This is a genomic window from Sporofaciens musculi (genome assembly GCF_009830285.1).
GTDB lineage: Bacteria > Bacillota > Clostridia > Lachnospirales > Lachnospiraceae > Sporofaciens > Sporofaciens musculi.
Map to the genome: position 1 here is coordinate 1,383,076 of NZ_WUQX01000001.1, position 17,732 is coordinate 1,400,807.

Genomic DNA, 17,732 nt, shown 5'->3' on the forward strand with positions numbered 1-17,732 from the left:
GAAAAGTGTCGAAAATATACGGAAAATGTGCTAATATATAAGTGGTTTATCAATGGTAAGGAAATTAGGGGAAGTGATTCCCCTTGTTTGCTTACCATTTTTTTGGTAGAGTTGAAAAATATTTGGGGATGGGAGAATTATGAAGGATACGATAGTATTTCGTATAGATGTAGATGATGAAAAAAGTTATGCGCTGCTTGCAAATTTTATCTATAAAAGAGAACATCATATGGGACTTTCACAGGAGGAGATGGGGCATGTAACTTATAAATATTATATTGGGAATTCATATAGGAAGATTAAACGTTGGGCAAGGAGAATATCATTAGACAAAGCGACATATCAATCTGTGAATCAGCCTGTAAATATTAAAAATATAACAGATAAATATGAGATTATATATTGCGTACGGGTCAATAAAGACAGTGATATAGTAGAACTTTATAATCTGTTTTTGATTAAGCATTATTACGCTGAGCTTAAGATTTTGATTCTGTTTGAGGAATGCGACAGAGCTAATTATCATAAGATTTCGCAATTTTTATACCGAATTACAAGCCATGATAAAGATTTTTATGATTCCTGTTTTTTTGTGAGCTGCGGAGAAGAACAGAGGGCGCAGATAAACAATATAAAGTTATCAAGAAGCTTTATCCCGTTGCAGGTTGTGGATCAGGATAATTTGGTGCGTTTATTCGGGAACAGCACAGAAGTATTGAGTGAAAAGTATTTACACAGAATACTTAACAATAGAGAGAAAAAGGAAGATCTTGGAGAAAAAGGAGACCTTGTAGAAGGGGGAATTAAGCTGCTTAAGGATATCCGAAAACAACTGTCCGCAATTCCGGAGGAACAGGCTATCCAGATTTTTCATGAAATGGATATTTTTGCCTTTAATTTATTATGTTATGTAATCAGCGTGAAGCAAAAGGAAGCTTTTGATTCACTGTTGTTAGAGCGTTATGCCTTTCAGATGCGGCAGTATTCTATGGCAATCCGACAGTTGGCGGAGAATATCGTGTTCCATTCAAAGACTGGCTTTGGGGTCATTGCAGTCAGGGTACACAAGCAGAATTCTTCATATATGAAACAGAAATATCATGTGTCTGGTAAAGGAAAAGAACGTATTTTTTTGGAGGTGATCGTTAGCGATTTTTGCGGCAATAACCTGTCAGGAAATATTGCAGAGAATTTCGTTTCTAATCTTGAGGATGAAGATGATAAAAAAATACTTAGCGGGTTAAAACCAAGCTCATTTTTTGGGTATGAAAAAGAAGGAGAAGCAGCCAAGTCATGGGAATATTTTTACCGAAATCCGGAAAATATAGGAAAACATTATGGGCTTCGGATATTCCAGTCTGTTGTTTCAACGTTTAAAGGTTTTTTCAAGGCAGAGAGCCATAGTGGGTATAGATGTGAATCAGGAGATTGTTTTTTTACATATCGAGATGAAGGCTCAGAAATATGTATGCCAGGTACACGATACCATATTCTTATGCCTTTAGAGATGATTCAGACGGTAATCCGGAAACAGGATTTAAGCTTAGACAGCGGGATCAATATCGGTAAACTGGTAAATAATGTTTTGGAATATCGTGTCGGAGATATGAGTATTGCCAGAATCTCTCCGGCGTTCTTAACGCAAGAGAATAAGAATAGACAGATTGTAGAATTGGCGGATTATATATGTAGTTATTTGAATAAGAATTTTTTTGATACTGTATACGTATCTATGGAAAAGGTGGAAGAAAACAGTGGAGAAATTCTGACGAAAGCGTTGATTATGGCGTTTTACCAGTTGAAAAGAGATATATCTGTAGTTCTCTATCAATGTTCAGACTACCTGAAAAAGAGTATGTTTGAAACTTTGAGGATTTTTTTTAACAATGTTAGCATCGAAGAAATGTTTTATAAATGGAAAGTTCAAATTGCTTTCTATTCTAAAGAGTTTGAGGAATTAATTATTGATTTGGGCAGTGAAAGTAATACGGATAACATTAATGCATATATTGCAAATATGAAATGTATTACTTCAACGGAATGGTATTTTAATCAGGACAAAAAAAGATATGATTTAAGTAAAGGGGCAGACAGTTATATACCGTATGATATTCTGCATGAAATCGAGATTGATGATGAGAAAAGGACAATATTTGAACATTATACGGCAGTCATATTGAATCAGAGTATCCAGACGCCTGATTTTGGATGTAAGCTGGAGAATACGCATATGAGGCTAGGCTCTACGATTCATATCGACGAGTTTTATGAAGCCGAGATTTTATTTGAGAATAAACTATTTGTCTCACGTTTTGCATTGCTTCTGGTCAAAGATATGAAAGACAGTTTGAAAAGCGTTGAAAAACTGACTCTGTATGGATATGGAACCTATTCAGAGACTGTCCTTGTACAGATGATTGATATGATTCAGGGCCTTTATCCGAAAGAGATAGATGTAGATTATATTATTCTGGAGAGAGAAGAAGAAAAAAGAGGATTTCTCCATAAAGACAGAATCCGCTATAACCGGCTGTTTCAATCAGAAGAAGACCGGATAGATTATTTTAAAGACCGTAAGATTGCAACAATCGTATTGATTAATTCAACATTAAAGACCCATTTACGGTTAATCAGTTTATTTAAAGAGGAGAATAAAAAGGAGGAGCCGGATGAGAACTGGCTGCTTTGTAATTATGCTGTGTTGCTGATTGGAAATGCAACGGAGAACCGTTATTGGACACTGGAAGATAAGACGGTAAAACTGGTGAATGGAGTTATCAATCCAACGCCGAGATATTTTGTCCATGCTCATGCTAATTACCAGGAGCCGTCAGAGTGTGATTATTGCTTTCCGGAAAATCCCCTGGCAGAGATTCCTCTTATTGAGGTAAACGCGGCATCTACAATTCCGAATCAGGGATTTGGAATCATAAAAGAAGTAAAAGAGCTAAGATTTCACTATCAGCTAATCAAGAAGGAAGAAGACCGATTTAAATGTCTGAAGGATAAGTTCATATATGGTCATATACAGAGAAATGAGAACCATTTTCTCTATTATTTCAAGACAGAAAATTTGTGGATGTGTGAAAAGGAAAGGATCAGAGGTTCGCTACGGGAATGGAAGCAGGAATGGAAGCGGGAGGAACGGCTACAATATAATATAATTGTGGCCCCAATGCATTTTAGCAATGCTGGATTTGTAGAACTGGTCAATCAGGAGGCTTTTGGTGGGAACGCTATCCTGCTGAGAATAGATTTTGATAAAGAATACCGGTGTAATGCATATACGAAATTCTCTTATCTGCGTAATTATGTGGAACAATTATATTATAAAGACAAAAAAGGGGTTATCCGTGTTCATTTTGTGGATGATGCAATTATCAGTGGACGTACTTATCACAGGGCAAAAAGCCTGGTTGAATCTGTACTGGGAATTGATGAAAATTCGTACAAAATCGAGATAAAAATTTTTGATAAGGTATTTGTTATAGTAGACCGCAATTCCATGCATAGCAGAAGGCAGTATGTAAAAAATTGTAATGCGGATTTCTATGCGTTTATTCACATTAATATATCATCTCTCCGTAATTATGGAGATTCCTGCATTTTTTGCAACTTGAAAAATGAAGCGGAACTTCTTTACAGCACAGCGTCAACAAAGCAGATTGCAGAATACTGGAAGCACTGTATAGAAAAGTTTCAGCTTTATCAACTGGACGAATACAATAATAAGCCATTAAAAGATTCGGACAGGGCGTTTAGAAGATTATTTTGTACTCATATGGCGCAGAGAATCCTGGAAGAAAAAAAACATGGAAACGACCATGAACAGACAATCTATCTGATTTTAAGATTAGTGTGTAAAGACTATGAAGGCCGCAGAAAAGAAAATAGCAAGGACAGATATGAGTATTTTTTGTCGTATCTTAAGTGTATTTCGCGTCCTTTTCTGGTGTTTAGGAGGGCTGTTAAGGAGGCAATATTTGATATCCTTCTATTGTTAATAGAGACGGTTATAAAAGGGAAAGCATTACGTGACGTGATAAAAACTGTGGAGGGTGAGAAAGCTTATTTAAAGCAAAGGCGGTTGATTCTTCTATTCAATTGGATTGACAAGAATATTTTGAATGATGCCGAGCTTACAAAGAAGGATAAACGGGATTTGGTAAGGCTTCTGATGAAACAACTGACAGAGTTAAAGAGTAATTACATTATCCGTCCGGACAAGATGGAAGCAATCTTTCGGTTTATGGATGGGATGGATGCCGAAAAGAGAGAGTTTGAAATTTATTATATGACTTTAATTGACCGCCTGGTAAGTTCTAGTTCTGATACAAATAAAAGTATTTGGCTGGATAACCAGATAACTTGCAATGAATTTCAGTATGTCAATGAGGATTACAGGAGATGGATAATATTAGAGAATACAAGGGCTTTCCGCGATGGTATTGAAAAATTATACATCATGGCATCCAAGGAATTTCGTCAGAGTTCACAGGAAAGAATAGATGTTTTGAAAAAGCGTTATGACTATCATAGGGCATATTCCATGTTTGAAGATTTTCAAAATAAAAATGCCGCTGAGTTAGAAGCATACAAAAGAGCCGCAGATGATTTGGAACATGAAAATATCTTTGAGATTAAGGAACGGATTCAACGTTTTATAAAAAGCTTGCCCCAACTTGAGACAATTGATTTCAGGAAAACTGCCTATAGCCTTGAATGTGGGAATAAGAATTGGAGTAGAATTTTTATTCAGAGAAAACAATGTTAGAAGAAGAGATAGAAGAAGAAAACGAACATGCCACAAGCGAACAGTTAAAGAGATTAATCAATCAAGAATGTGACAGTTATCAGTATGGTAATTTTTATAAAGTATTAAATCAGGATGAATATATGGATAGCGGGGAAATTTCTTCGGACGGTGCAGATATGATTGTGTGCTGTATGGAGATACTGAAGCTGTGCAGAGAGTCGGAGACAAAAGTGCTGGATAAGGTAGAGGAACTTGCGGCGTTGTTTAAAATTATTCTTAGGGCAGACAGAGTCCAATTTATTATTGAGAATGAGGACAATAATAATCTGGATGAGTGGAAAGGAAATATTGAAAACAAATATAATTAAATTGTGAAACAGTGTGGCAGTGAACATCCGCCTGAGCTCCATATAAGAGGGAAAAAACACTATTCTGTGATTGTTGAGAAAGCGGATAATGAAGATGGTAATACTGATTTATCCAAAGAAGTGGATATATTACTGTCTGACATGGTTCAAAGCAAAGACAGACTGAGCAATTATAGAATGGACAGGGAACATGGAATCGTGATATGGGAGCTTGAAAACAGCCAAAGGAGTATTTGGATCTGTATCGAGAATAAAAGCTGGACTGGGGATGGAGCGGGCCGAGAACTTAAGATTGCACGGGATATGCGGAGGGTGATGGTATTCTATCAGGAGTTGAAGAAAAAGATATTCAATCCGGAGAACGATGATTTTCTGAATGAGATATCACGTTTCCGCAAGGAACAGCGTATTTATAATAGCAATAAGGTTTATACCCATACAAAAGACTACCAGCAGGAGATGCAGTTTGAACATGCGTCCAGATACTTTATGGAGGGGCATGAGAAGGAAAACATTGGGGAAAACTATGCTTCCTATATTTTGAACCTGCTGGCAGATATTAATGTAAGCAGATATTATCGCGATGGACTACATAAAAGAATATATAAGTATGAGAAAAAGATAGAAAAACATGCGTCTTGGGGATAGCTTTCAGCGGTGTTTCGAGACAGTACGACATTCGTGTATCGTGAGAGCGACGGCGAAAAGGTATCTGTCAGGCTTGAGGTTCTGGATATAGACGAATATACCCGTATTTTGTGTGAAGACAGCAGCCGTTCCGTGCAGGAGCTTACCTTGCTGATCTATTCTTTGATTTTGAATGCGGCAGAGCAGGGACGGGGAATAAGAGAAATTCAGAAGGAAATCTCCAATCCGCATGTGCAAAAAGAACAGAAATGTGTTATAGTAAAGTTATATAAGGAAGGGGGAGATCTTATCATAGAGAATGAATGTGAAGATTTTGTACATCCGGAACAAATAGAACGGTATCAGGATCGTGTGCCTGAGTCAGAGGAGGACGGTATTTCGTTCTGGAGTTTTAATTGTTATATAAAACAGTGCATAAATTCTCTAATATTGTCAAAAATGAAAGAAACAGAAGAAAATATCCAAAGAGGCGAAATAGAGCCGGAAAAGATACGAAGCCTTGGAAGATGGATTGAGAAGCTGGCTGGCAGAGAATGTGAGATTCAGTCAGAAGGTTATGAAGTGGAAGGTAGAAATTATTTTAAAGTGAAGATTCCGATTTTTATAGAAAAATATCAGTATTAATTACGGAAAGAAAGACCAACTATTAAAAGTCAAGTAGATAATTGAAAAAATTCAAAAGAAATTTTGTAAAAAAGAGTATGACAATAAGGCCTGCTGTCAGGCAAGCCGGCATGGGTTAAAAGGATTTACACTTTTGGAACGTAAGGCCGATTGTTTTTTAGGACGGCATAAATGATGTTGCACATTTTTCTAGCAACAGCTCCAACACATGTCAAATGATGTTTGCCTTCTGCCCTCTTTTTCTGGTAATAGACACTTAATACGGGGTCTCTAAAAGAAGCGATTAGAGCGGACTGAAAAATGGCTTTCCGCAAATAAGGTGATCCGCGTTTGCTCATTACATTGTGGGCTGCTTCAAATTCACCGGATTGTGTAACAGTGGCATCGAGACCGGCAAAAGCCACCAGCTTTCTGGGGCTGTCAAATTTGGAGATATCGCCTATCTCGCTAAGAATGGTCGCTCCTGTGACAGTGCCAATTCCAGTAATGGTAGTAATGGGGGATTCCAGTTTTTCCATGATACTGGAAATTTCCGCTTCCGTTTCTGTTACCTGTTTTTCAATAAAAGAAATCTGCTCGATCAGTGATTTGAGCTGGAACGTGAAGCTGTTTTTGGCAAAGGTAACGCCGAAAGAAGAGGATGCAGCAGCTTTTAACTGTTCCGTTTTCGCAGCGCCGACTTTCTGTCTGCTAAGTTGTGCAAGAAGTTCCGCCAAGGTTTCAGATGAAACCGATTCAAAATCAATCGGTGAAGAAAACTGGAGAAGGATTTCTTTTGAGGTCTTGCCGAAAATGTCGGAAAAGATGGACTGGTATTCGGGGAATACCTGATCCAGAACACAGACAACTTTCCGTTTTAAATCACTGATGGATTCCACAAGATAAGTGCGGAAGCGAGTCAGGGTACGCAGAGAAAACAGAGCTTCGTCTGCAAGCCTGGTTTCCACGAACTGCCCATACCGGATCAGGTCAGCGATCAGGAGGGAATCAATGATGTCATTTTTGCGTTTGCGGATTTCTGTTCCCCTGCGCCATCCATCGGTTTGGATAGGGTTGATAACATGGAGAAGGAAACTTTTCTCAAAGAGGAAAGAGTAAACGGAAAGCCAGTAGTGGCCAGTAGCTTCCATACCGATCTCAAAATCAGAGGGGTTTAAAGAATAAGAAGCGAGTTTGGAAAACAACGCATTTCCGCCATCCGAAGTATTGGGAAAGGAAAAAGCTTTGAATACTACTTTGCCAGTATCATCCATCATGGAAGCAACATGATTATTTTTACCAATATCAATGCCCACAAAAACATAAGAACACCTCGAAAAAAGATTTCAGATTGGGAGACCACTCATCTAATAAGCGCCACTACCTTGTGCTAAATACGGAGAGAAGCCATAAGGCAACCAACATCCAACTCATACGCGGAAAGCTTATTAGAGAGAGGGATCAGTCTTTCAAGTACGAGCAGAATCGCTCAAGGAGAAAACGATCATCCTCTCAATCTAATAAAACAATTATCTCCTATCAGACTGGAGATGTAAAGAAGTAGGTCTAAGGGGTTATAGGTATCCCTCGAACAACCTAAATACATTATACAAGGAGGAGGATCAGAATGAAAGATATAGTAATTGTAGAAGATAAACTAAAAAAAGGAATTTCACTTGCACAACAGTTTAAGGAGTTAGAGAAAAAGCGGTCGGATTTAGAATTTAAGGTGACAACGGTATGTTACTTTAAGCCCAATATGGAAGCGGCTAAAGAAGAAATTGAAAAGTGCGGAAAGCAAGAATTTGAAGTCCTGCCTGTTTCTCTGTGGAATTTTGACGAGACGATGGACAGATATAAGGATTCTGACGGAGGGCGTTCGGTGATTATTATGGATTTCCAACTGGACGGGGACGGTTCAGGCGAAGTCCCGATGCGCAGGGTTAATATCCGCTATGCAAGAAGAAACAAAAATGACTCGGATAAACTTTGGTTCTATACGGGTACAGGAACCAATAATTATAATATATTGTGCGAGTTGGTGGGGAAGGAGCATGTGCTTGGAGTGAAGGAATCAGGGATCGATTATCTTCGGCTGGACTTGGAGGACGATAAGTTTATCCGTGTTTTAGAAAAAAGTGGGGCAGGCGGGGTGTAACCTATGGAGTTATATTATTATACCTCAACAGACACTATGAGGTACATCATAGAGAAAGGTGATATCTTTGCAACGAATATCCGCTATATGAACGATTCGGAGGAGTATACCAATGGTTTGGAGGAATTATTTCAATTAGCGGGAAATGAAGAATTGGTAAACAAATGGCTAAATGACAGGGGCCGTAACGATATCGGCACAGAAGATATCAAACAGACATTTACCGAGGAAAATTTAGAAAAGTGCAGGAGGAATATGGATTATTACTCCATCTCTTTCTGTCAGAAGAACGACTTGCTGAGTCAATGGGCGATCTACGCGAAAGAATCCGGAGTGAGCATAAAGATGAATTTTGAGAATGACTTATACCATTTTTATACGGACAGTGAGGAGAAGGGGGAAAAATCTCAATGGGAGCTTGCGCCGGAAAAAGTGCTTTATTTTACACGTGATTCGATGGAAGATGAGAAGGATGAGTATGAAAGGCAGGCCTTTCTGATTTTGGACAAGCTGTATGCCAGGGATTTCAAAGATCAGACGGAGGGGAAGGATGAAGTCTGGAGATATGTGAGTACTTTTGTCAAGCGTTATGATTTCTACCAGGAGGCCGAGAGCAGACTGGTCTTCCAGCCGACACAGACTGCGTATTATCCTAGGGTTCAGTATCGAATGGATCAGAAGGTATTAAAGCCATATTTGGATATGATATGCAAGGATGGCTGGCCTATATGGGAAATTATGATTGGGCCGGGATTCAACCAACAGGTAGTATATAATAGCGTAGAGCATTTTCTTAACCATGTAGAGATTAAAGTTGGAATCAGGGATACAGAGGATTATCTGAAACGTATAGAGGAGTACTGGAAACCATATGCGGGTGAATTGAAGGGGATTAAAATATATGATGATTTGCATCGTCATATAATGGATGCCAAAGCTGCAAATATGCGCCTGGAAGCCGCCCAGATTGCCTTTGATGAACTGATGCAGCAGGTGTGCAATTTTATCCAGGAAGATGATGTATGTAGTGAAGGATTGAAAAAGTATATAAAAAGACATCGGTTTATGAATAAGGGGATTGTCCTTTCAAGCTCAAGTATACCGTTTATATATTAAGATGTATATGGTGAAGCGGAATTGTGGGAAGGGATTAGATATTTTAAATAAATACATAATGAATAAAAAATCGCAGAGTAGGTTACTCTGCGATTTTTTCGTTCAACAGCATAATTATTATAACCACCTCAATCTCATAAATCAATACTTAATTTACTTTTGTAAAAATTTGGTGCAAAATCACAAATAAAATATCTGTTTATTTAAGTTTTTTATCAAAATAATCTGTATTTATCTTGGATAATCGTTTGATTTTTCATATTTATTATTTCAAAATTTTCGCAGAGTAACCTACTCAGCGAAAAGAGGGGATTAAAATCTGGTATTTATTGTCCTGCAAAAGACAGGAAGAACAAAAATTATTAACAATATGCAGAGAAAATCTTCCGAAAAAAGTACTGCACGGCGCATTTGTGCTTACCTATGACAAGATGCGGCGGTATGAGGGAGTCTGGCATCTGGAACGGAAGCTTCTGTTTCCGGAGTGCATATTTCTGGAAAGCGAACAGGAGGAGGCTCTAACAAAAGAGCTTATACGCTGTGGCTATTTCGCCGGAATCACTGAACAAAAAGACTGTCTGATTCCAGTAGGGCGGGAGGAGAAAGAATTTCTGAGGAGGCTGTGCGGCAAAGAGCGCCATCTGGGAATGTCCAGAGGGATTATCTGTAAAGGTGTTCCACAGATTACAGAGGGGCCGCTGAAAGGAATGGAGAATCGAATCCTCAGGATTGACAGGCATAAACGGCTGGCAAGAGTTGAGATTGCAGGAAAGCCAGATGTTTCGGTCTGTCTTAAGCAGAGGATGGAAGCCGGAACGAAGATGAAGCCGGAGTATCGTTATATTCCGGCGGGACTTGAGATAACGGGGAAGGTTGTATGAAGCAAAAAGGTTTTGGAAAGAGCAAGGATGGGTGCATGAATTGGTATGTAATGCTTACAATTCCAGGCAAAGAACAAAAAGCGGCTGCGCTTTTGGAGTCTAAGATCAACCGTTCGCTGTGGCGGGATTTTAGGATTCTAAAAAAACAGCAGTTATTCCGCGCCCAGGGAGAGTACCTGCTTTGCAGGAAAGACATGTTTCCGGGCTATATTTTTGTATGTACGGAATTTCCGGCAGAGCTGGCGGATGAGCTTAAGAAGGCAAGGCAGTTTCCTCAGATGGTTGGCAGCCAGACGGGCGGCCTTGTACCGGTTGAGGATAAGGACCTTCATTTTTTGGAAAATGTATGCGGCAAAGATTTGGCCCATGATATGTTTTTGTCCACAGTTCGGGTGAATGACGAGGGTTGTGTACAAAGTGCAAGCGGTGCGTTAAAGCCTTATGTGGGCAGGATTACGAGACAGAGGTTAAGGCACAGGTATGTAACGGCAGAGGTGCCGTTGTTCAATCGACGGGAGAATGTGCTGTTTGGGATTCGGATGGAGGGCGATCCGGTGTAATTGAAAAGATATTCTGTCTAAACGGCAGAATATGATATAGGTGGATGATAGAAATGAAATATTTAATTGTTGTGGCGCATCCTGATGATGAAGTTTTAGGCGGAGGCGCGACCATACACAAATTGGTTGGAGAAGGGCATGAGGTTGCTGTCGCTACAATGGCGAACCGTGCTGCAGCAAGGGCAAATATCTCTGATACCTTGAGCGAAGATCAGAAAGCTTCGATGGAGATTTTAGGAGTAGAAAAGACATATATTGCTGATTTTCCAAATATCAAAATGAATACAGTTCCACATTTTGAACTGGTTCAGTTTATTGAGTCCTGCATAGAGGATTGGAACGCAGAAGCTATCTTCACTCATCATCCTGCTGATACGAATAATGACCATGTTATGACGTCGTATGCAGTCCAGGCAGCCTGTCGTCTATTTCAGAGAAGAGAGAATCTTCCGGCATTGAAACAGCTCTTATATATGGAGGTCCTATCCTCAACAGAGTGGTCCTTTGATACCTCGGCTAATAGGTTTGCGCCCAATCATTTTGTGGAAATCGGCAAAGAGGGAGTTGATATCAAGATTAAAGCGCTCTCTGCTTACAAGGGTGTTATGAGGCCATATCCGCATCCGCGTTCGATAAAAGCGTTAGAGGGTCTTGCTGCTTATCGCGGAGTGCAGGCTGGATGCAACTATGCAGAGGCTTTTGAATGTGCATTTTCCAGAGGGTAAGGTATGCAAATAAAAGAGTATGAAAAAATAAAAAGAGTGTTTGATATTGTGATTTCTGTATGCGCAATCATTGTGTCATCTCCAATATGGCTCATTGGAATCGTCGGTATTTTAATCAGTGATCCTGGGCCAATTTTTTATATGGCGAACAGGGTAGGAAAAAATAATAAACAATTTAAGATGTTCAAGTTCAGGTCCATGAGAGTTTTGAAAAATTCTAAGAGGGGCAGCGAAGCATCCCTTAGGCCGGAGACAGACAGAATCTTTCCATGGGGTAAGATTATTAGGAAACTGAAGATTGATGAGCTGCCTCAATTTCTAAACATCTTTATAGGCGATATGTCTGTGGTGGGACCTCGTCCTGTTGCAAAAGACCAGATGAATATTTTTAGAATTGGCAGATACGATATTGCAAAACAAGTGAAGCCAGGGATTACAGGACCGGCTGCATTATATGATTACATATACGGCGACCAGTTTGAGGAGGCAGATATTGACGAATATATGGAGAAGGTTCTGCCAATAAGAAGGGAACTTGAAATCGTGTATGTGAAGAAGCAGGGATTCATGTTTGATACCTGGATATTTTTTGAGACTGCGCGGTGTATTCTTTGCAGCCTGGTTGGAAAAGAGAATGTAAGACTGCTTAAGAAGTTGGTTAAAATGGCGCAGGAGAGCGATTCAGAGTTAAGGGAGAATTTTTAGTGAAGGTATTGGTTACGGGAGCTTCCGGAATGATTGGGAGTTATCTTGTTCGAGAGCTTCTCGATAAAGGCTTTGATGTTATAGGAATAGAACGGTCCAAAAGAAAAATGATGAATGACAGGTATATTCACCACATGGTTGACCTTGGTGACAGAGAAGCTTTGACTGCAATTATAAGCGGTTCACAGCCTGACCGTATTATACATCTGGCGGCTCTTGCCCATTCTGTGGATGGAAAGGAATATACCTGGGATAGATACAAATATCTAAATGTGGACTGTGCAAAGAATGTTTTTTCGGCTGCCGGACAAATTCCGGTGCTGTTTATCAGTACAGTGGATGTGTTTGGATTTACTAGGGGGATTGTGAGTGCAGACACAGAACCTCGTCCGGTATCGTTTTATGCCAAGTCAAAAATGATGGCAGAAGAAGAATGTAAGAAGTTAGACAATTTTGATATCTTCCGTTTTTCACCGGTCTACACAGACGAGGTGAAGCGGGATATCCAGAAACGGTATTATTTGAAATATCCTAAGATCGCATACCTGATTGGTAAAGGAAGCGAGTATGAGATACTGAATATTAAGAGGGCTGTGGAGTCTATGGTCATTTGGTGTGGCAGAAGGCCGGAAAATAAGATAAGAATTATCAAGGATCAGAAGCGGATGAGTACAAGGGAGTATATCAAAGCAGAGAAAAAATCCGGACGGGCGAAGGTAGTGCTCTATGTGCCAAGATGGATGGCCAGGTGTGGGTATGTGTTTATTAAGAAAATTACTGGTGAAAACAAGTATACATATTTATTAAATAAAGCGGTGTTTCCGCTTAGAACACGGGATAGGGAGTAAAGATTTAATATGAGCCTTAATGAGATTGCAAAGGGAAAAAGAGTTTTGATTCTTGAAGGGTATTGTAAACAGTGTCTCCCTTTTATACGTGGATTTAAGAAATTAGGGTGTGAAGTGACAGTATTATGTCACACAAAACTTGACTGTGGATATGTGTCCAGATTGCCGGATCATAGGATAATTGGAATCTGTGATTTAAAACGGCCGAAAGAATCTGAGCAGTATATAATCAAGCTTATCAAGACTGGAAAATTTGATCTTGTTTACCCTCTGTTTGATTTTTCTGCCAGAATTCTTGCTCATAATAAAGAAAAATTATCAAAGTACGCAGTCATATATGCGAATGAAAAAGATATATTTGACAGAGCCAATGACAAAAATGAAGTGATGAGAGTCTGTATGAAGAATCATATTCCTTGTCCGAGGACGCTTTTTGATGTGAAGACGATGAGGGAGATTGAAGCTGGTCATCTGGAGTTTCCGATTATTATCAAGCCCAGGCGGATGTATGGTGCACGCGGATACCACAGATTCGATAGTTTAGATGAGATGTACAGATATGTGAGGCAAAGAGGAATCAACCTTTCAGATTATGTCGTCCAGGAGTTTATACCGGAAGGAAGCAGGGTGATGGGGGCAAATATTTTTATTAACCATGAGGGTAAGATTAAGAGCTCCTATCTCTACATATGCGAACATGTCTATCCAGAGGATGGTGGAACAAGTACGCTTAATGCCATTCTCGAAAGAGATGATATCCGAAAAAACTGTGAACGGCTAGTCAAGCTGATGAAACTTCGTGGAGAGGTTGGCGTTGACCTGATGCTTGACAGCAGGGACAATATTGGTAAAGTCATAGAAATTAATGTCAGACCGGTTCACGGTGTAGCGGTTGGATTTTTCTTTGGTGTCGATAATGCCAGGCAGGTGATGGAGGATGCATATGATCTGCCTGTAACGAGAATGAAGATTAATCGGACAGACACAGCGGTCAGGATTGGTCAGACAGATATACTCTGGTTTTTGAAGTCACCGGATAGATTTAGGAGAAGTCCCAGAAAATTGGGATATAAGCATGTAAAAGAGCAGATGTTTTTTTGGGATGATCCGCTTCCATGGTTAGCATTTTTAATCAGCGGTGTAAAAGATTATAGAAAAAAGATGTTAGAGAAAACGCAGTAAAAGGCTGTGTAAATAAAAGATTAAAGGAGATAAGAATAAGATGAAAAACGACATGAGTTATTTGAAGGAGATGCCCATCGCGGTATTGGGCGGTGGAGCAGTTGGGAAGACAGTAGCGGCAGACTGCAAGCTTGCAGGACGCGAAGTGCGCTTATATTCTCGAAGCGAAAAGTCTATTGCAGGGCTTGAAAAGAGTGGTATTCTGTTGGATGGGGTACAGCATAGTCTGTATGGTTTTGAGCGTTCCGGTAAGGCTTATATGGATGTTGTCAGCACAGATATGGAGAAAGTTGTGAAGGGAGCCGGATTGATTATCATCAGTATTCCCGCCCATGGGCATGAGCATTATCTGAAAACTCTTGTTCCCCTTCTGGAAGACGGACAAGTAATTCATGTATTTACGGACAATTACGCCAGTTTACTTCTACGCAGGTATATGAGAGAAATGGGATGTAATAAGAAGGTTATTGTGGGCGGATGGGGTTCAGCGCCTTATGGAACACGTATTGAAAAAATCGGCGGTTATATGATGCCACATGTGGGTGCTAAGTACCGTGCAATTACTCTGCGCGGTGCATGCCAGCCCATGACAGACATAGATGATTTTCTGGAGTCCGCCAAGTATCTGCCTGCTATGGATGCAATTACACAGGGCGACGGACCTGTAGCCGGTGATACAATGCTCGATATTGGCTTTTCCAATGTCAATCCAGTAATCCATGTTCCGGCATCTATTTTGGGTGTTTCCAGTATGGAGAACTGGTCGTCGGTGTATGGAAATGAGCCAGATTCCTACTCGATGTATTCCCATGGTCTTTGTCCGTCCATTGCACGTGTACAGTACCAGTTTTATCAGGAAGAAAAGGCAATCGCTGATGCTATTGGCGTCAAAGTGCCAAAATATGAGTATGAGATGTTCTTCTCCAGAAGAACCATTCTTACACAGGAGTACATGGGATTGGATGAAAACGGCAAGGACAATGTGGTGTTCCCTCTGGATAAGCCATGTAATGAAGGAAATGTAGGACCAAACACCATTGACCACCGTTATTTTACAGAGGATATTCCGGTTGGATGCAAGATATATCATGATCTAGGCGTGAAGTTTGGTGTATCGACACCGATTATTGATTGCATGATTATTCTTGGCGGCGCTATGCATGAGAAAAACTTCTTTACGGACACTAAATACGACTTGGATTATCTTGGGATTGGACACATGAGTAAGGAAGAATTGCTGAAATATCTGTATACCGGAGAGTACACGGAATAAAATTGCGGATGAAATCAGATTAAAAGGAATAAAGATATGGCGGATTTGACAGCTATCGTTCTTACAAAGGATGAGGAAAAGAATATTGATAAATGTTTAAAATCTATTCAGGGGTTTGCAAAAAGAATAGTTGTCGTGGACAGCGGCAGCACAGACAGAACGATGGAGGTTGCCAAAAAATATGGAGCAGACGTTTATCAGCATCCCTTCGAGAATTATGCCAGGCAGTTTAACTGGGGAATTGATGAGACATGTATTGATACGAAGTGGGTACTCCGTTTGGATGCTGATGAGCGTTTTACACCAGAACTTTGTACACGGTTAGAGAAGGAATGTAAGAGCCACGAACATGACGATGTAAATGGATTTGTTCTGGAAGCATGGCTGTATTTCATGGGAAGGCGTTTGAAATATGGCGGAAGCAGAAAGAAAAAGCTGATGGTGTTCAAAACAGGGATAGGACGCATAGAAGATCGAAAGATGGACGAGCACACGATTCTGTCTGAAGGGCGGACGAAAGAGATAAAAGAAAAGTTCCTCCATTATGATTATAAAGATCTGAACACCTATGTCAAAAAGTTGAACTGGTATGCTGTCAGGGAGATGCAGGATTATATGGAGGACAGGTTTTACGAATTCGGATTTGATGGTGCTGACAAAGAGATTAATTCAATTCGTGCCAAGAAAACCAGATATTATCGTTTTCCGATGTTCCTTAGATGCTGGCTTTATTTTATATATGCCTATATCTTTTGCGGTAATTGTCTGAACGGCAAAGAGGGCTTCATATATTCGTTCCTTTACCATTTGTATTACAGAATCCTTGTGGATGCAAAGATATTCGAGCAGATAAAATTTCCTAAAAAGCTTGAGAAGACAGGAGATTTGAAATGACATATAAGAAAAAATGATGGTAAGCAATCTTATAAAAATGAAATTGAAAAAAATATTCCCTGGTTTGATGGAGAATCGTTACTTATATCAAATCTACATTCTCATTTTTCATCATACAGAAAGAGAACATTATGTTCACAATAGGGCAGCGAAGACAGACTTAAAATTTTATGTGATTCGGCCGAGAGGAAATGGAATCGAAGGGCTGATGTCTTTGTTTCTATATATTTTGCAGAGAATAGACTATGCTGACAGATGTGGTATGATTCCGGTAGTGGATATGAAGAATTATAACTCCCAGTATTATGACGGCGAGCATAATGTCTGGGAATGGTATTTCACACAGCCGTCGCAGTATAATCTTGAAGACGTTAGGAATAATAAAACGAACCTTGTATGCGGATATTCTCTCCGTAGGAAAATGAATAAAGATATTGGTTCAATACAAAGTATTTTTGACCAAAGGTTGATTATGTCTGTAAATAAGCTGATTCTAAGACATATTGACTATTCGGATGAGGTAAAGTGTATTCTGGACAAGGAGATAAAAACTGTAAAACCAAAAGAATGTATAGGAGTCTATCTTAGAGGAACAGATTATATCGCCTTGCAGCCTAAAGGAGAACCGAGGCAGCCTACGGTTGAAATGGTAAAGAAGCAGATAGACGCATTTGTTGAGAAATATGGCTGCAACAGAATATTTTTGGTGACTGAAGATGCAGGCATTTTTAAGCAGTTTTGTGAAAAAGACAGGTATGAAATTGTACTGTACTCGGCAGATTCTTTCATCGCTTCATATGATGGAAAAGATTATCTGGCTTTTAGCGGGGCAATAAAAAAAGGAAAGAAAGAGGCTGGATTAGATTATTTGGTGAAAATTGCGTTGCTGTCAAAGTGTAAATACCTGGTAACCTCCATTACCAGAGGATCGATTTCTGCCGTTTATTTAAATGGCGGAAACTATAAAGATATATTCATATTCGATTTGGGAATATACTAAATTTATAGGAGTTAA

At 39.6% G+C, this 17,732-nt stretch carries 16 protein-coding genes; 15 read left to right on the forward strand and 1 reads right to left on the reverse strand.

What is annotated here, in order from left to right:
- The first annotated feature begins 139 nt into the window (after positions 1-139).
- The 4 genes from GN277_RS06820 to GN277_RS06835 all read left to right on the forward strand — a co-directional run bounded on the left by GN277_RS06820 (position 140) and on the right by GN277_RS06835 (position 6,396).
- Positions 140-4,774, forward strand: coding sequence for a hypothetical protein (locus GN277_RS06820; RefSeq protein ID WP_159750411.1), 4,635 nt, complete (start codon positions 140-142; stop codon positions 4,772-4,774).
- A complete protein-coding gene (locus GN277_RS06825; RefSeq protein WP_159750412.1) occupies positions 4,768-5,124 on the forward strand; it encodes a hypothetical protein in 357 nt (118 codons plus the stop codon). The genes GN277_RS06820 and GN277_RS06825 overlap by 7 nt, the downstream gene beginning before the upstream one ends.
- Before the next feature lie 66 nt (positions 5,125-5,190).
- A complete protein-coding gene (locus tag GN277_RS06830; RefSeq protein WP_159750413.1) occupies positions 5,191-5,772 on the forward strand; it encodes a hypothetical protein in 582 nt (193 codons plus the stop codon).
- 9 nt (positions 5,773-5,781) lie between these two features.
- Positions 5,782-6,396 (forward strand): hypothetical protein, encoded by a 615-nt coding sequence (locus tag GN277_RS06835; protein ID WP_159750414.1) that lies wholly within the window; start codon positions 5,782-5,784, stop codon positions 6,394-6,396.
- Positions 6,397-6,521: 125 nt separating this feature from the next.
- Here the strand turns inward: GN277_RS06835 and GN277_RS06840 are convergent, their stop codons facing one another.
- Positions 6,522-7,691 carry an IS110 family RNA-guided transposase gene (locus tag GN277_RS06840; protein WP_280178598.1) on the reverse strand — a complete coding sequence of 390 codons (1,170 nt, stop codon included), beginning with the start codon at positions 7,689-7,691 and terminating at the stop codon, positions 6,522-6,524.
- A 311-nt stretch (positions 7,692-8,002) separates the two neighbouring features.
- Here GN277_RS06840 and GN277_RS06845 point away from each other — a divergent pair, with 311 nt between their 5' ends.
- The 11 genes from GN277_RS06845 to GN277_RS06895 all read left to right on the forward strand — a co-directional run bounded on the left by GN277_RS06845 (position 8,003) and on the right by GN277_RS06895 (position 17,717).
- Positions 8,003-8,533: a hypothetical protein gene (locus tag GN277_RS06845; protein ID WP_159750415.1), complete on the forward strand. Its 531-nt coding sequence runs from the start codon at positions 8,003-8,005 to the stop codon at positions 8,531-8,533.
- A 3-nt stretch (positions 8,534-8,536) separates the two neighbouring features.
- Positions 8,537-9,649, forward strand: coding sequence for a hypothetical protein (locus GN277_RS06850; protein WP_159750416.1), 1,113 nt, complete (start codon positions 8,537-8,539; stop codon positions 9,647-9,649).
- Positions 9,650-9,978: 329 nt separating this feature from the next.
- Complete coding sequence (locus tag GN277_RS06855) at positions 9,979-10,530, forward strand: transcription termination factor NusG (protein ID WP_159750417.1); 552 nt, start codon at positions 9,979-9,981, stop codon at positions 10,528-10,530.
- The gene (locus tag GN277_RS06860; protein ID WP_159750418.1) at positions 10,527-11,090 is read left to right on the forward strand and encodes a transcription termination/antitermination NusG family protein; all 564 of its coding nucleotides are present in this window, start codon (positions 10,527-10,529) and stop codon (positions 11,088-11,090) included. The genes GN277_RS06855 and GN277_RS06860 overlap by 4 nt, the downstream gene beginning before the upstream one ends.
- 53 nt (positions 11,091-11,143) lie before the next feature.
- Positions 11,144-11,815 (forward strand): PIG-L deacetylase family protein, encoded by a 672-nt coding sequence (locus GN277_RS06865; protein ID WP_159750419.1) that lies wholly within the window; start codon positions 11,144-11,146, stop codon positions 11,813-11,815.
- A 3-nt stretch (positions 11,816-11,818) separates the two neighbouring features.
- A complete protein-coding gene (locus tag GN277_RS06870) occupies positions 11,819-12,520 on the forward strand; it encodes a sugar transferase (RefSeq protein WP_159750420.1) in 702 nt (233 codons plus the stop codon).
- Positions 12,520-13,368, forward strand: a complete 849-nt coding sequence (locus GN277_RS06875) for an NAD-dependent epimerase/dehydratase family protein (protein WP_159750421.1) — start codon at positions 12,520-12,522, stop codon at positions 13,366-13,368. The genes GN277_RS06870 and GN277_RS06875 overlap by 1 nt, the downstream gene beginning before the upstream one ends.
- 9 nt (positions 13,369-13,377) lie before the next feature.
- Entirely contained in the window at positions 13,378-14,550 is a 1,173-nt protein-coding gene (locus GN277_RS06880; RefSeq protein WP_159750422.1) for an ATP-grasp domain-containing protein, read from the forward strand.
- A 40-nt stretch (positions 14,551-14,590) separates the two neighbouring features.
- Positions 14,591-15,823: an NAD/NADP-dependent octopine/nopaline dehydrogenase family protein gene (locus GN277_RS06885; RefSeq protein WP_159750423.1), complete on the forward strand. Its 1,233-nt coding sequence runs from the start codon at positions 14,591-14,593 to the stop codon at positions 15,821-15,823.
- Positions 15,824-15,859: 36 nt separating this feature from the next.
- The gene (locus GN277_RS06890; RefSeq protein WP_159750424.1) at positions 15,860-16,717 is read left to right on the forward strand and encodes a glycosyltransferase family 2 protein; all 858 of its coding nucleotides are present in this window, start codon (positions 15,860-15,862) and stop codon (positions 16,715-16,717) included.
- Positions 16,718-16,889: 172 nt separating this feature from the next.
- Complete coding sequence (locus tag GN277_RS06895) at positions 16,890-17,717, forward strand: O-fucosyltransferase family protein (RefSeq protein ID WP_159750425.1); 828 nt, start codon at positions 16,890-16,892, stop codon at positions 17,715-17,717.
- Positions 17,718-17,732: the final 15 nt, after the last annotated feature.

Bases quoted from the DNA above. Each gene is read 5' to 3' on its own strand.
- GN277_RS06880 (WP_159750422.1), top strand. From the start codon at position 13,378: ATGAGCCTTAATGAGATTGCAAAGGGAAAAAGAGTTTTGATTCTTGAA.
- GN277_RS06870 (WP_159750420.1), top strand. From the start codon at position 11,819: ATGCAAATAAAAGAGTATGAAAAAATAAAAAGAGTGTTTGATATTGTG.
- GN277_RS06845 (WP_159750415.1), top strand. From the start codon at position 8,003: ATGAAAGATATAGTAATTGTAGAAGATAAACTAAAAAAAGGAATTTCA.
- GN277_RS06850 (WP_159750416.1), top strand. From the start codon at position 8,537: ATGGAGTTATATTATTATACCTCAACAGACACTATGAGGTACATCATA.
- GN277_RS06825 (WP_159750412.1), top strand. From the start codon at position 4,768: ATGTTAGAAGAAGAGATAGAAGAAGAAAACGAACATGCCACAAGCGAA.
- GN277_RS06890 (WP_159750424.1), top strand. From the start codon at position 15,860: ATGGCGGATTTGACAGCTATCGTTCTTACAAAGGATGAGGAAAAGAAT.
- GN277_RS06860 (WP_159750418.1), top strand. From the start codon at position 10,527: ATGAAGCAAAAAGGTTTTGGAAAGAGCAAGGATGGGTGCATGAATTGG.
- GN277_RS06865 (WP_159750419.1), top strand. From the start codon at position 11,144: ATGAAATATTTAATTGTTGTGGCGCATCCTGATGATGAAGTTTTAGGC.
- GN277_RS06820 (WP_159750411.1), top strand. From the start codon at position 140: ATGAAGGATACGATAGTATTTCGTATAGATGTAGATGATGAAAAAAGT.
- GN277_RS06885 (WP_159750423.1), top strand. From the start codon at position 14,591: ATGAAAAACGACATGAGTTATTTGAAGGAGATGCCCATCGCGGTATTG.